This window comes from Paraburkholderia sp. BL10I2N1 (assembly GCF_004361815.1).
Lineage (GTDB): Bacteria > Pseudomonadota > Gammaproteobacteria > Burkholderiales > Burkholderiaceae > Paraburkholderia.
Genome location: NZ_SNWA01000001.1, coordinates 171,291 through 184,833 on the forward strand (window position 1 = coordinate 171,291; position 13,543 = coordinate 184,833).

Annotated in this window: 8 protein-coding genes; 2 read left to right on the plus strand and 6 right to left on the minus strand. The window is 64.8% G+C overall.

Annotated elements, in window-relative coordinates; genetic code table 11:
• Positions 1 to 26 precede the first annotated feature (26 nt).
• From B0G77_RS00800 to apbC, 5 genes are all read right to left on the minus strand, one after another.
• Positions 27 to 746, minus strand: a complete 720-nt coding sequence (locus tag B0G77_RS00800) for a lysozyme inhibitor LprI family protein (protein ID WP_133660430.1) — start codon at positions 744 to 746, stop codon at positions 27 to 29.
• A complete protein-coding gene (locus B0G77_RS00805; protein WP_133660431.1) occupies positions 746 to 3,031 on the minus strand; it encodes an arginine/lysine/ornithine decarboxylase in 2,286 nt (761 codons plus the stop codon). The genes B0G77_RS00800 and B0G77_RS00805 overlap by 1 nt, the downstream gene beginning before the upstream one ends.
• 83 nt (positions 3,032 to 3,114) lie before the next feature.
• Positions 3,115 to 3,684: a dCTP deaminase gene (gene dcd, locus B0G77_RS00810; RefSeq protein ID WP_133660432.1), complete on the minus strand. Its 570-nt coding sequence runs from the start codon at positions 3,682 to 3,684 to the stop codon at positions 3,115 to 3,117.
• A gap of 215 nt (positions 3,685 to 3,899) precedes the next feature.
• Positions 3,900 to 4,436, minus strand: a complete 537-nt coding sequence (locus tag B0G77_RS00815; RefSeq protein ID WP_133660433.1) for a superoxide dismutase family protein — start codon at positions 4,434 to 4,436, stop codon at positions 3,900 to 3,902.
• 142 nt (positions 4,437 to 4,578) lie between these two features.
• On the minus strand, positions 4,579 to 5,667 hold the full coding sequence (gene apbC / locus B0G77_RS00820; RefSeq protein ID WP_133660434.1) for an iron-sulfur cluster carrier protein ApbC: 1,089 nt from the start codon (positions 5,665 to 5,667) through the stop codon (positions 4,579 to 4,581).
• Between the two features lie 268 nt (positions 5,668 to 5,935).
• Here apbC and B0G77_RS00825 point away from each other — a divergent pair, with 268 nt between their 5' ends.
• A complete protein-coding gene (locus B0G77_RS00825) occupies positions 5,936 to 6,595 on the plus strand; it encodes an OmpA family protein (protein WP_133660435.1) in 660 nt (219 codons plus the stop codon).
• A 481-nt stretch (positions 6,596 to 7,076) separates the two neighbouring features.
• Positions 7,077 to 9,230: a methionine--tRNA ligase gene (gene metG, locus B0G77_RS00830; protein WP_133660436.1), complete on the plus strand. Its 2,154-nt coding sequence runs from the start codon at positions 7,077 to 7,079 to the stop codon at positions 9,228 to 9,230.
• A gap of 79 nt (positions 9,231 to 9,309) precedes the next feature.
• Here metG and B0G77_RS00835 read toward each other — a convergent pair whose 3' ends face one another.
• On the minus strand, positions 9,310 to 13,539 hold the full coding sequence (locus B0G77_RS00835) for a translocation/assembly module TamB domain-containing protein (RefSeq protein ID WP_133660437.1): 4,230 nt from the start codon (positions 13,537 to 13,539) through the stop codon (positions 9,310 to 9,312).
• Between the last annotated feature and the right edge of the window lie 4 nt (positions 13,540 to 13,543).

Here is a 13,543-nt window from a genome sequence, read left to right on the forward strand (position 1 = left end):
CGATGCCTGCCCTGGCCTGATCTGAATCACGACGGCTGACCTGGCTCAGTCGTTGCCGACGTCTCCGAGAGACGCTTGATTGTCGCCACGCGCGCGCCAATGATATCGACACGGCTCCGTTCGTCGATCAATAGCGTCATCGCATCGCGATATCCCATCCAGGCGTGCTGCGCGCGCGACAGCGTCGAACGCGAGCCTGGCGGCATCTTCGCCCGCAGTTGCCGGAGGTAGCGGTTCAGATCGTAAGTGGCATGTTCGCACTGGGCGTCCATCGAACACGGGCGCAGTTGGGGGCTGTCGTCCCGGCTGGCATTCGCCGCGGCAGCGCGCAGCGCCAGCGCGCGGTCACGGACCGGCTGCAACTGCATGTCCGCCTCGGACAGCACATACATCGTCCCATGGGTGGTCTCGAAGACGGCCTTCAGGAGCGGCGCTTCAGCCTCGCGCCATGCCTTCCAGCGCCGCTGGCTGGTTTCCCAGCCCCTGCGCCGCGAGGCCGGCGTCACAGCCTGCAACTGCAGCCACGCGGTATCCACCGCGGCCTGCCACGCAGCCTGCGCCGCGTCCATGCATTGCACCTGACCCGCGGTCGACGACCGGTCGCTGCGCGCGAGACACTGACGCATCGCCGCGTCGATCGGATCGGCCGCGGCGACCTCCGCGCGGGCCGTGCCGGCCGCGAGGATCAGCGCTACGCCCGCCGTGCAGAGCAAGGCGCGCGCAGCCCGTGTCGAGCGCCCGAACATCAGCCGCGGACGCAGTCGACGAAGTACTCGATGCGCCCGTTGATCATCTCGCCTACGAGCCCATGGATATCCGTATGGAAACCCGGGAAGCGCTCGTTGAACTCGCGCGCGAAACGCAGGTAGTTGACGATCGTCCGGTTGAAGCGCTCGCCTGGAATCAGGAGCGGAATGCCCGGCGGATAAGGCGTGAGCAGGATCGACGTCACGCGGCCCTCGAGTTCGTCGATGGGTACCCGATCGACCTCGCGGTGCGCGAGCTTCGCGAATGCTTCCGATGGTTTCATCGCGGGCTCCATGCTCGACAGATACATCTCGGTCGTCAGACGCGCGATGTCGTTTGCACGGTACACGCTGTGGATCTGCTCGCACAGATCGCGCAGCCCGATGCGCTCGTACGCCGGATGGTGCGACACGAATTCGGGCAGCACGCGCCACAGCGGCTGGTTGTTGTCGTAATCGTCCTTGAACTGCTGCAGCTCGGTCACCATCGAATTCCAGCGGCCCTTGGTGATGCCGATCGTGAACATGATGAAGAACGAATACAGGCCCGTCTTTTCGACGATGATGCCGTGCTCGGCCAGATACTTCGTCACGATCGCGGCCGGAATGCCGGTTTCGCCGAACTCGCCGTCCACGTCGAGCCCCGGTGTGATGATCGTCGCCTTGATCGGGTCGAGCATATTGAAGCCTTCGGCGAGCGGACCGAAGCCGTGCCAGCGGTCGTTCGGACGCAGCATCCAGTCTTCGCGCGAGCCGATGCCTTCTTCAGCCAGTTCTTCCGGGCCCCAGACCTTGAAGAACCATTCGTCGCCATACTCGGCATCGACCTTGCGCATCGCGCGGCGGAAGTCCAGCGCTTCGGCAATCGATTCCTCGACCAGCGCGGTGCCGCCGGGTGGCTCCATCATCGCGGCCGCCACATCGCACGACGCGATGATCGCGTATTGCGGGCTCGTCGACGTATGCATCAGATACGCCTCGTTGAAGCGGTGCTTGTCGAACGTGCTGTTCTCGGAGTCCTGCACGACGATCTGCGAGGCCTGCGAGATGCCGGCGAGCAGCTTGTGCGTCGAGTGCGTCGCGAACACGAGCGCGCCCGTGCGCGGACGGCCCGCGCCGATCGCATGCATGTCCTGGTAAAACTCGTGGAACTCGGCATGCGGCAGCCACGCTTCGTCGAAGTGCAGCGTGTCGAGCAGGTCGCCGAGCAGGTCCTTGATCATCTCGACGTTGTAGATCACGCCGTCGTACGTGCTCTGCGTGATCGTCAGGATGCGCGGCTTGAGGTTCGGGTTCTTTGCGAGCGCTTCGCGCGCGAACGGATTCGCCTCGATCTTCTTGCGGATGTTTTCCGGCTTGAATTCGTCGCGCGGAATCGGGCCGATGATGCCGAAGTGATTGCGCGTCGGCGTGAGGAACACGGGGATCGCACCCGTCATCGTGATCGCGTGGAGGATCGACTTGTGACAGTTGCGGTCCACCAGCACGATGTCGCCCGGCGCGACGGTGGCGTGCCAGACGATCTTGTTCGACGTCGACGTGCCGTTCGTCACGAAGAACAGGTGATCGGCGCTGAAAATGCGCGCCGCATTGCGCTCCGACGCGGCTACCGGGCCGGTATGGTCGAGCAGCTGGCCGAGTTCGTCGACGGCATTGCAGACGTCGGCGCGCAGCATGTTCTCGCCGAAGAACTGGTGGAACATCTGGCCGAGCGGATTTTTCAGGAACGCGACGCCGCCCGAGTGGCCCGGGCAGTGCCACGAATACGAGCCTTCCTCCGCGTACTGCACGAGTTCCTTGAAGAACGGCGGCGCCAGCGAGTCGAGATACACCTTCGCCTCGCGGATGATGTGGCGCGCGACGAACTCCGGCGTGTCCTCGAACATGTGGATGAAGCCGTGCAGTTCGCGCAGGATGTCGTTCGGCAGGTGGCGCGACGTGCGCGTCTCGCCGTACAGGAAGATTGGAATGTCCGCGTTGCGGCGGCGCACTTCGGTCACGAATGCGCGCAGCGCGATGATCGCGGCCGCGAGTTCGGGCGTCTCGCCTTCGACCACGACGTTCTCGACATACGGCAGCAGCTCGTCGTCGTCGATCGACAGGATGAAGCACGACGCGCGGCTCGACTGCTGCGCGAACGAGGTCAGGTCACCATAGCTCGTGAGCCCGAGCACTTCCGCGCCTTCTTTTTCGATGGCTTCGGCCAGTGCCCGGATGCCGGAACCCGAGATATTCTCGGAGCGGAAATCTTCGTCGATGATGACGACGGGAAAACGAAACTTCATGGGCGATTCTCCAAAAAGAACGACCGCTGCTTCTGATGCGCAGCGGTCACCCGTCTAGCCGGTGAGTCAATGCGCGCTGCGCGTTACGTTTTGGGCAGCGTGACGCCGTGCTGGCCTTGATATTTGCCGCCGCGATCCGCGTACGACACCTCGCAAATCTCGTCGCTTTCGAAAAACAGAACCTGCGCGACGCCTTCGTTGGCGTAGATTTTCGCAGGCAAAGGTGTCGTATTCGAGAATTCGAGCGTCACGTGCCCTTCCCACTCCGGCTCGAACGGCGTCACGTTGACGATGATGCCGCAACGCGCGTACGTAGACTTGCCGAGGCAGACGGTCAGCACGCTGCGCGGAATGCGGAAATACTCGACGGTACGCGCGAGCGCAAACGAGTTCGGCGGGATGATGCAGACGTCACCCTTGAAATCGACAAACGACTTCTCGTCGAAGTTCTTCGGGTCGACGATCGTCGAATTGATGTTCGTGAAGATCTTGAATTCGTCGGCGCAGCGGATGTCGTAGCCGTAGCTCGACGTGCCATAGCTGACGATCTTCCGGCCGTCTTCCGAGACGCGAACCTGCTCGGGCGAGAACGGCTCGATCATGTTGTGCTGTTCGGCCATGCGCCGGATCCACTTGTCGGATTTGATGGTCATATATGAATGCTACGTGACACGCGAGAGGGGTGAAAGGCCGGCCGGCAAGGGCCCTGCCGGGCGAAAGGCGCTTATTTTACGCGATCGAACGAAAGCTGACGGACACGCTGTAGAGGGACGCTCGAGAACCTGCCGGAGCCGGCCCGACCGCGCGCGCTCCCGGATGGCATCGAGCGATGCCGCGGCTGGCGACCAGCCGATGACATCATCGCATGTCACTGCTGCCGGATCACCCCGCAGGCGAGCGCAGTACCGGCGCCGTGCTGCGGGTAGGCGTACGGATCGGACGCGTCGCGGTGGAGGAGCACCGAGCGCTGCAGCACCGAGCGGATGCCGTCGAGCGACACATCGGGCGCCACGATAAAGCCGGTCGCCACACCGGTCGCATCTGCGCGAATATTGCCCAGGTCGCCCTCGACGCGCGCACCGATCTTCAGGCGCTCGGCGGCTGGCGAGAAGACCGCACCGGCACTGGAGCCGTCGGTCGCGTTGCAGTCGCCGCGCTCGTGGATCTGCAGCGCGTGGTCGCTATCTGGCGGAAGGCCCGTAAGATTGTAGGTGACCTGCACGCCGTCCGAGCGTTCTATGAAGGTCACGGAGCCGCGAGCGGTACTGCCGACGGTAGGCAGCAGTTGCGCATTGGCATGCTTTTCCTGTGGCCTCAGGAATACAGTACAGCCGCACAGCAGCAGGCTGCTGGCAGTCAGAACGATGAACGCATGCACCGCCCGTCCGTCGATTCGTAGTCTCATGCGATCCTCTTGCCGGCCCGCGACCGCCCGTGCGGCCGCTTTGCCGGACCTTCGAAGCCGACATGATACCGCGCCGCCAGCCTGCCGCATCGACGCTTGCGGCGGGTTGGCCGCATGGCCAGCGCGGTCCGGCCGGAACCGCTCAGGTGTTCTGCACGACGATGTTCGGAAACTTCGAGGTCATGTCGCGCGCGCGCTCGGCGATGTGAAGTGCCACCTTGCGCGCGATCGAACGATAGATTTCCGCGACACGCCCTTCCGGATCCGCCACCACGGTCGGCCGGCCGGAGTCGGCCTGCTCGCGGATCGCGATGTCGAGCGGCAGGCTGCCGAGCACCTCGACGCCGTATTCCTTTGCCATCCGCTCGCCGCCGCCCGCGCCGAAGATATGTTCTTCGTGGCCACAGTTCGAGCAGATATGCATACCCATGTTTTCGACAATGCCGAGAATCGGAATGCCGACCTTCTCGAACATTTTGAGGCCCTTCTTCGCGTCGAGGAGCGCAATGTCCTGCGGCGTCGTGACGATCACCGCGCCCGTCACCGGCACGCGCTGCGAGAGCGTCAACTGGATGTCGCCGGTGCCGGGCGGCATATCGACGATCAGGTAGTCGAGGTCTTGCCAGTTCGTCTGCCGCAGCAGCTGTTCGAGCGCCGACGTGGCCATCGGGCCGCGCCAGACCATCGGGTTGTCCTGCTCGATCAGAAAGCCGATCGAGTTGGCCTGCATGCCGTGGCCGGTCATCGGATTCATCGACTGGCCATCGGGCGACTCAGGACGCCCCTCTATGCCTAGCATGGTCGGCAGCGAGGGGCCGTAGATGTCGGCATCCAGCACGCCGACCGACGCGCCTTCGCTCGCCAGCGCCAGCGCCAGGTTGACCGCGGTCGTGCTTTTGCCGACACCGCCCTTGCCGGACGCGACAGCCACGATGTTCTTGACGTTCGGCAATAGTTTTACGCCACGCTGGACGGTGTGCGCGGCAATGACCTGCGATACCTGGACGCGGGCGTCCTTCACGCCCGGCACCTGAAGCAGCGCATCGACAACCAGCTTCTGGATGGCGTCAAACTGACGCTTCGCCGGATAGCCGAGTACCACGTCGAGGCTAACCGCTGCATCATTGACGGAAACGTTCTTGAAGTTCTTCGCCGCCGCGAACGGACGGCCAGTGTTGGGGTCGGTGACAGCCGCGAGGGCGGCGTCCACCAGGGCCCGATCGATGCTCATTGAAACTCCGCGGGAACAGTTGCGGCGCGGTCGAATCGAAGCATCGGCCGGCTGCACGAAATTGAAAGAAATTGTTGCTCGGCATTGTGCAAACAACGCTTGCCGGGCACCCTTCGGCGGCTGGAATCTATAGGGCCGAATCACTGCGTGCCTCAGCCGTCATTGTAGTGGCTCGCGCCGCGCCCTGCCGGAAGACCCTCTTCCATTATCGGAGTGGGCATCCGGCGCTTGTCATCGACGACTCGTTTTTCTGAAGAGAGGATCCACAATGAACACGAAAACCATCTCCCGCCTCGCGGTCTTCGCGGTCGCGGGCGCGCTGCTCGGCGGCTGCGCCACGCAACAGGGCACTAACACCGCTGTTGGCACGGGCGTCGGAGCGGGTGTCGGCGCAGGTATCGGCGCAATCTTCGGCGGCGGCAAGGGTGCGGCGATCGGCGCGGCGGCAGGTGCAGCGACGGGCGGCATCGTCGGCTATAACTGGCAGTCGATCCACAACAGGCTGTCGGGCGCAACCAAGGGCACCGGCACGCAGATCACCGAGCAGCCGGACGGCTCGCTCAAGCTGAACATCCCGAGCTCGGTCACGTTCGATACGAGCAGCTACGCCATCAAGCCGACGTTCGCACCGGTCCTCGATCAGGTGGGTCAGACGCTGGCCCAGAGCCCGGAGGTGAACGCCCACGTCGTCGGCCACACGGACAGCACGGGCTCCGACGCGTACAACCAGACGCTGTCGGTGAACCGCGCGCAAAGCGTCGTGGATTATCTCGGAACGCACGGCGTCGCGCCGCAGCGCCTGTCGGCTGAAGGCCTCGGCGCGTCGCAGCCGGTCGCCGACAACAACACGGAAGCGGGCCGCGCCCAGAACCGGCGCGTCGAGATCTATCTGCGCGCCATGGCTCAGCCGGGTCAACAGCCTAAGTAACGGTCTCGAACGAGAACAATCGGCACCGGCTGCGTGTCCGTCCGTACCACGCCGGGCGCGCGCCGGCCGTCGAATTGAAGGCTTCGGGTAACTGATTCGAAAAATATTTCGAACTCTCGCGCGAATCCGTTGTCTCTGTTTACGGTACGTGGCTGGCGATGCCGCCGCGTTACCATTCTCCTCTTGTCGTTGTTGCTCCGGGGCCCATTAGCCCCGGTTTTTTTTGGTTCTTCACGGGTGCTCGCCGCGCCATTCCGGCCTCTTCTTTCAGTTCCGGCCAGCTCCGGCTTCAGCCCAGACTCCCTGCCCGCCACTTCCGCCACTTCCGCCACTTCCGCCCCTCCGCATTTCCCGAACGCCGTTCGAACGGCTGCGCGTCAGGCTCCTGCTGCCATGCCTGCCGGCCATCCGGCCTGTCCCGCTGTAGCTCGCTGCCCTGATAGAATTGAAGTTTCGTCTCTCCGCAAGTCCCAGAATCCCTATGTCAGCACCCGCCACCGATCTCACCGCAGGCACGCCGCCGGGCCGTCGCCAGATCCTCGTCACGTCCGCGCTGCCGTACGCAAATGGGCAGATCCATATCGGCCACCTGGTCGAATATATCCAGACGGACATCTGGGTGCGCACCCTGCGCATGCACGGACACGAGGTCTACTACGTGGGCGCCGACGATACGCACGGCACGCCCGTCATGCTGCGCGCGGAGAAGGAGGGCATCACGCCGAAGCAGTTGATCGACCGCGTCTGGCAGGAGCACAAGCGCGATTTCGACAGCTTCGGCATTTCGTTCGACAACTACTATTCAACCGACTCCGAAGAGAACCGCGTTCTGAGCGAATCCGTCTACACGGCGCTTCGCGACGCGGGCCTGATCGAGGCGCGGGAGATCGAACAGGCATACGACCCGGTCAAGGAAATGTTCCTGCCGGACCGCTACATCAAGGGCGAATGTCCGAAGTGCGGCGCAAAAGACCAGTACGGCGACAGTTGCGAAGTGTGCGGCTCGACCTACCAGCCGACCGAGCTGGTCAATCCGTATTCGGTGGTGTCTGGCGCCACGCCAATTCGCAAGAAGTCAACGCATTACTTCTTCCGTCTGTCGGACCCGCGCTGCGAGAACTTCCTGCGTAGCTGGGTCGGCGGCCTCGCGCAGCCGGAAGCAACCAACAAGATGCGTGAATGGCTCGGCGATTCGGGGGAAGCCAAACTCGCCGACTGGGACATCTCGCGCGACGCGCCCTACTTCGGTTTCGAGATTCCCGGCGCGCCGGGCAAGTACTTCTACGTATGGCTGGACGCACCGGTTGGCTATTACGCGAGCTTCAGGAACCTCGCGGAAAAGCGGGGCATCGACTTCGACGCCTGGACCCGCAAGGGCGCGACCGCCGAGCAGTACCACTTCATCGGCAAGGACATCCTCTATTTCCACACGCTGTTCTGGCCGGCGATGCTCGAATTCTCGGGCCATCGCACGCCGACCAACGTGTTCGCGCACGGCTTCCTGACGGTCGACGGCGCGAAAATGTCGAAGTCGCGTGGCACCTTCATCACCGCGCAGAGCGTGATCGACACGGGCCTGAACCCGGAGTGGCTGCGCTACTACTTCGCGGCCAAGCTGAACAGCACGATGGAAGACCTCGACCTGAACCTCGAAGACTTTCAGGCGCGCGTGAACAGCGACCTCGTCGGCAAGTACGTCAATATCGCAAGCCGTGCGGCGGGCTTCCTGATCAAGCGTTTCGACGGCCGCATTCAGGGCAGCGCAATGCACCATCCGCTGCTCGCCACGTTGCGCGCCGCGATACCGCAGATCGCCGCGAACTACGAGGCGCGCGAGTACAACCGCGCGCTTCGCCAGACGATGGAACTCGCCGATACGGTCAACGCGTACGTCGACTCCGCCAAGCCGTGGGATCAGGCGAAAGACCCGGCTAACGCCGTCGCGCTGCACGAGACCTGCTCCGTCAGCATCGAGGCGTTCCGCCTGCTGTCGCTGGCGTTGAAGCCGGTGCTGCCGACGCTCGCGCAATCCGTCGAAGCGTTCCTCGGCATCGCGCCGCTCAAGTGGTCGGACGCCAACGTGCCGTTGAGCGGCGACCGGCCGATCAACGCTTACAAGCATCTGATGACGCGTGTCGATCCGAAGCAGATCGAGGCGCTGCTCGCGGCCAACCGCGACTCCCTGCAGGCAACCGAAACCGGTGCGCCTGCCGCCGACGCGAAAGCCAGGGCAAAGGCGAAAGCCGCCGCGGCGAACGGCAAAGCCGAAGACAAGGCGGACAGCGAAGAATCGGCGATCATCTCGATCGACGACTTTGCGAAGATCGATCTGCGTATTGCGAAGATTGTCAACTGCCAGGCGGTCGAAGGATCGGACAAGCTTTTGCAGCTGACGCTCGACGTCGGCGAAGAGAAAACCCGCAATGTGTTTTCGGGCATCAAGTCTGCCTATCAGCCGGAGCAACTGGTCGGCAAGCTGACGGTGATGGTCGCGAATCTCGCGCCTCGCAAGATGAAGTTCGGCCTGTCCGAAGGGATGGTGCTGGCCGCATCGGCGGCCGATGAGAAGACCGAGCCGGGCATTTACGTGCTCGAACCGGACAGCGGCGCGAAACCAGGCATGCGCGTAAAGTGAAACAGCGTGTCTGAAGCAACCAGCCGTACAAAAAGCACGCCCGAAAGCGTGCTTTTTTATTGCGTAGAATCCGCCGCACTCACCAGCGCCAGCGATCAAACCGCCTCGTGTAAAACAGGACAAAGCCCTGGAACGTGCCGGCATAAACCGCCACTGACCAGTAGCGCGTCAGGTTCACCGTCGCCTTGACCGCGTTGCTCGCCGTCTGCAACCCCTGTTCGTAGCCGATCACGAGCCATTCGTTGATCGCCTTCGCCACCATCACCACCTCCGTATCCGTCAAGCCGACCTCGCTGGGCCCGATCGAAAATTCGTCGAGACCGAATGTCTGCGCGATCCGCTTTCCGCCCGTGCTGCCGAGCAAAGCCAGCGCAGCCGTCATCGTGTTCTGCTGTCCCTGGTTGTTGCCCTGCTCCGTGCCATGGCCGAACAGCAGCCACGAGAGTTTCTCGTTGTCCGGCACGTTCGGCTCCGAAACCAGCTTCACTTGCGGCGACTGGATCGTCCCGATGACCTGCACGCCCGCTTCGACCTGCTGGTTGCGCCGCATCGCCAGAATATTGATGCCAGGATTCGCGACCGGTCCATTGAACGTGAAAAAGCCGTTTTCGATCGCAAGCCTGCGGCCAAACGCGGTGTAGGTCGACCCTTCGGTCACACGGACGTTGCCGACCGCGCGCAACGGCATGTTCGGCGCGCTCATTGCCGTAATCGTGCCGCGCAGGCCGAGGTCCGCGCCCTGTCCACGGAAACGGAAGTCGTTGCCGAGATCGAGATCGATGTTGGCGCGCGGCGCGAACGGGCCGACGGACCGGTCCGAGCCAGCCGCCGAAGGCGGCGGCTGCCGACGGACCGTGCCATCCGGCCGGACGACGACGACATCGTCGCCGAGCCTCGGTGCAGCCTGCTCGGGCATGTCGAAGAGCGCATGGTCGACCTTGAACTTGCCGTTGATCGCGAGTCCGCCGAGCGGCCCCGCACTGACGACAGTCGCGCTGCCGGACAGCGACAGCTGGCGGTCCGGCGAGGCAAACAGTTCAAGCCTGTCCGCCACGATGCTGGCCTTGACGTCGGGATCCGGGCCGCCCAGCTTCACCTCCCCCGTCGCGCGAAGCGTGCCGCTCGCGCCGTGGAACTCGACCTGCTGGAAATCGACGAGGTTTTCCGACAGCGCGATATGAATCACGCCGTCCTTCAATTGCACGCCTTGATCGACGAGTGTGGCGGACAGCCCGTCGCCAGTCAGCGCCCCCGACACCTTCGGCTTCGCCACGGTTCCGGTCAGCGCAAGTTTCAGCGCAATGTGCCCGTCGAGCAGGTAGCTCGGACCGAACAGCCCACCCGTGGTCGTCAGCGAAGGCACTTCCGCGTTCACCGAGCCCGCAAGCGGCGCTTCTTCGCTGAGGGTTAGCAGGCCATCCTGCATGACGAGGTTGGTATGCGCGGCGACGTCGATGACGCCCAGACGGCTCGCCTGCGCGTGAACCGTCGCGTTCATACGATTGCCGGCGCTGAAATCGACGCGAGCCGCGATGTCCGCAATGCCGAGCGACGCGACGCCGCGTCCGACCTCGACGGTCACATCGCCTGCACGGCGTTGCAGCTGGATATGACCGCTCGCCGTATCGCCGAGCGCGAAATCCCAGTCGCCGTCGAAAACAAGATCGGTCTTCAACGGCGGCGGCGTGCTGGTGATTTCCTGCCGCAGCTCCAGCAGGCGCGCCAGCGAAATCCCGTTGATCGAGCCCGCCGAGCGGATGCGGCCGCGGTCGAAAACGAACGACTTCAGATCGAAGACGGCGTTTTCGAGCGTCATGCGCGTCGCACCGAGCGTCACGCGACCGGCGCTGGCGCTCAACGACAGCGGCGACTCGAGATTGACCGCCGGTGTGCCGCGGTTCTGCAGATGCGTCACCGTGCCGTCCCAGTGCGGACCGTCGCGCGCGTCGGTGAGGTGGCCGTTCGCCGCCAGCGTCAAATCCAGTGGGCGTTCGTGCACCTTGCCGGCTGCTTCCGCGTCAAGCGTGTGGTTGGCCCGTGTGCCGCGCAGATGCGCCTTGAGCGTTGCGAGTTCGACGCCGTCGGCAGCCAGGTTGCGCGCATCGGTCGTAAAGACGAGCGCGCCGTTCGCACCGTCGCGCAGTTCAGCATGACCCTCGGCGTGACCGACCCGATTCGCACCGAATTCGACGCCATCGGCCTTGTAGTTGAGCACGACGTCCGGGTGCGCGAAAGTGCCCGTGAGGTCGCCGTCGGCCATCACGACGCCCGCGATGCCAAAGCCGAGCCGCTCCAGCTGCGGCGCATCGACCTTGAAGCGCAGACGGTCTCCGCGCGCACCGAAGCTGCCCTGCACGTCGACATCGTTGCCCGCTACAGACAGATTCGCGCGGCTCGGCAGAATCCGCGAGCCAGCCAGCTGGATCGTGCCTCCGCCTGTCAGCGGCAGGCCGTCGTAGACGCTTTCGCCGAGCCGGAAGTCGGCTTTGGTCGTGAAGGTCGGCCCGAGTACGCCGGCAGCACTGATCGTGCCGTTCACCCGCGCCTCGATCTTGCGCGCCGCGGGTGCCGCCCGGTTCGCCGCGTGCCCGCCCGACGTGCCCCTGGCCGCCGGGGCGGCAGCCGTACGGGACGGCGTCTGGGAGGTCAGCGCGAGCGGATCGAAATCGGTCAGCGTCGCCTTCAGGTTGTAGCTCGAACTGGCGTCGTGCTTGATCGCGCCCGACAGATCGACGCGCCCTTTGCCCGCCGTTACCCTGACGTCGTTGAAACTCATGCGGGCCGGATCGAACGTCACCTTGCCCTGCGCGCGCAACGCGGCCCGCTGGTCAGCGAGATCGAGCGTGATGCTTTGTATGTCGTCGTTCAGGCGGATGCCGATCGGGCCGGCGAGCTGCGTCGGGCGCACGCTCGCCTGAAGTGCGTTCAGATCGAGGCCGGCTACCTGCAGGTTGAACTGCCCGCGTTTGCCCGTGAGCGAGCCGCTGCCCGTGATCGTCGCGTTCCTGACGATGCGCACCTTCAGGTTCGAGATGTGCTGCGCCTCGGCGTCGAGCCGCACGTCCGCGCGAGCGTCGATGAGCGGCAGAAGGTGCTCGCCGATCGCGCCGGGTCTGGCGTTGACGATCGATACCGAGCCGGCCACGGCAAAGGCGCCCGGCTTCGCCGAATGCGCGGACTTCGTGACCGGGGCGCCTCGTGCGCCCGGTGCAGGTGACGTCGGCACGCTACCGGGGGCGCTTGAGGCAGCCGTCGCTGGACCGCTCGTGCCTGCGACACTCGCTGCGAGGCCGCCGCTCGCCCCGCTGGCAACCATCGCGGCGGACGCAGCCGCGCCCGCTTCACCCAGCACCGCGGGCTGCAACTCCGCCCGCACCGCGAGGTCCGCGAACGGTGCACCGGGCGCGAATGCCTGCGGATTCACGTGATCGAAGGTTACCGTCGCGCGTCGCAGCGGCACGGTGTCAAACGGCGTCGCCTCGACGCGTGCTTGCCCCTTAAGCTTCAGGCCGCTCGCGTCGAGTTCGGCGACAAGCATCTCCAGCGTCCCCGTCACATGCGCGTTCACCTGCACCGGTTCATCGTTGACCTTGCCTGAATAACCCGCGTCGCCGGTCAGGGGAAACGGCTTCACGCCGTCGAGCGACGAGCGCGCCGTGACCTCGCCGAACGGCGTATCGAGCCGGTCGACCGCCGCTTCGTGATGCCGGCCATCGCTCTTGCCATGGAAGACAAACCGCGAGAACTCCGTAGTCGATCCACCCTCATGCAGCAGCAACTGGTCGACCCGCAGGTCGCGCACCTCGAGCTGCAACGGCAACTGCAGGTCCGCCGGCAAGGTCATTGGGCCGGCAGTGGACGTCGACGGCGCGACCCGCGCGTCGATTGTGCCGATGTGCAGGTAGTCGACGGCAAAGCGCCAGGGTTCATGGGTCAGCGCCCAGCGGCCCGCGATGCGGTCAACCTTGATATCCGTACCGCTGCCGTCGAGGCTGCGCCATTCGACGTGACGCAGGCGCAGCCCCGTCGCGATCGTCCCGCCGTCGAGCGTGCCGGCAAGCTGCCCGTCCAGCAACTTCACGGCCGCGCGCCATGCGAAAGCCGTACCGCGCTCGGTCGTCAAGACGCCGTACAGCGCGCCCGCGACGAGCACGACGATCAGCACGGGCGCCATGGCCGCCCATGCGAGCCGCCGCCACAGACGCCGACGCGCCCGCGCGGGCGGCGGCGTGTCCGCGCCGCCCGGCCCGTCAGGCGGAGGAGTGCCTGGCGTGTCCGGCGGCGGGATGGCGGAGGAGTCCGTCGTCATGAAT

Coding starts and splice junctions, on each gene's coding strand:
- B0G77_RS00800 (WP_133660430.1), bottom strand. CDS start 746: ATGTTCGGGCGCTCGACACGGGCTGCGCGCGCCTTGCTCTGCACGGCG.
- B0G77_RS00805 (WP_133660431.1), bottom strand. CDS start 3,031: ATGAAGTTTCGTTTTCCCGTCGTCATCATCGACGAAGATTTCCGCTCC.
- dcd (WP_133660432.1), bottom strand. CDS start 3,684: ATGACCATCAAATCCGACAAGTGGATCCGGCGCATGGCCGAACAGCAC.
- B0G77_RS00815 (WP_133660433.1), bottom strand. CDS start 4,436: ATGAGACTACGAATCGACGGACGGGCGGTGCATGCGTTCATCGTTCTG.
- apbC (WP_133660434.1), bottom strand. CDS start 5,667: ATGAGCATCGATCGGGCCCTGGTGGACGCCGCCCTCGCGGCTGTCACC.
- B0G77_RS00825 (WP_133660435.1), top strand. CDS start 5,936: ATGAACACGAAAACCATCTCCCGCCTCGCGGTCTTCGCGGTCGCGGGC.
- metG (WP_133660436.1), top strand. CDS start 7,077: ATGTCAGCACCCGCCACCGATCTCACCGCAGGCACGCCGCCGGGCCGT.
- B0G77_RS00835 (WP_133660437.1), bottom strand. CDS start 13,539: ATGACGACGGACTCCTCCGCCATCCCGCCGCCGGACACGCCAGGCACT.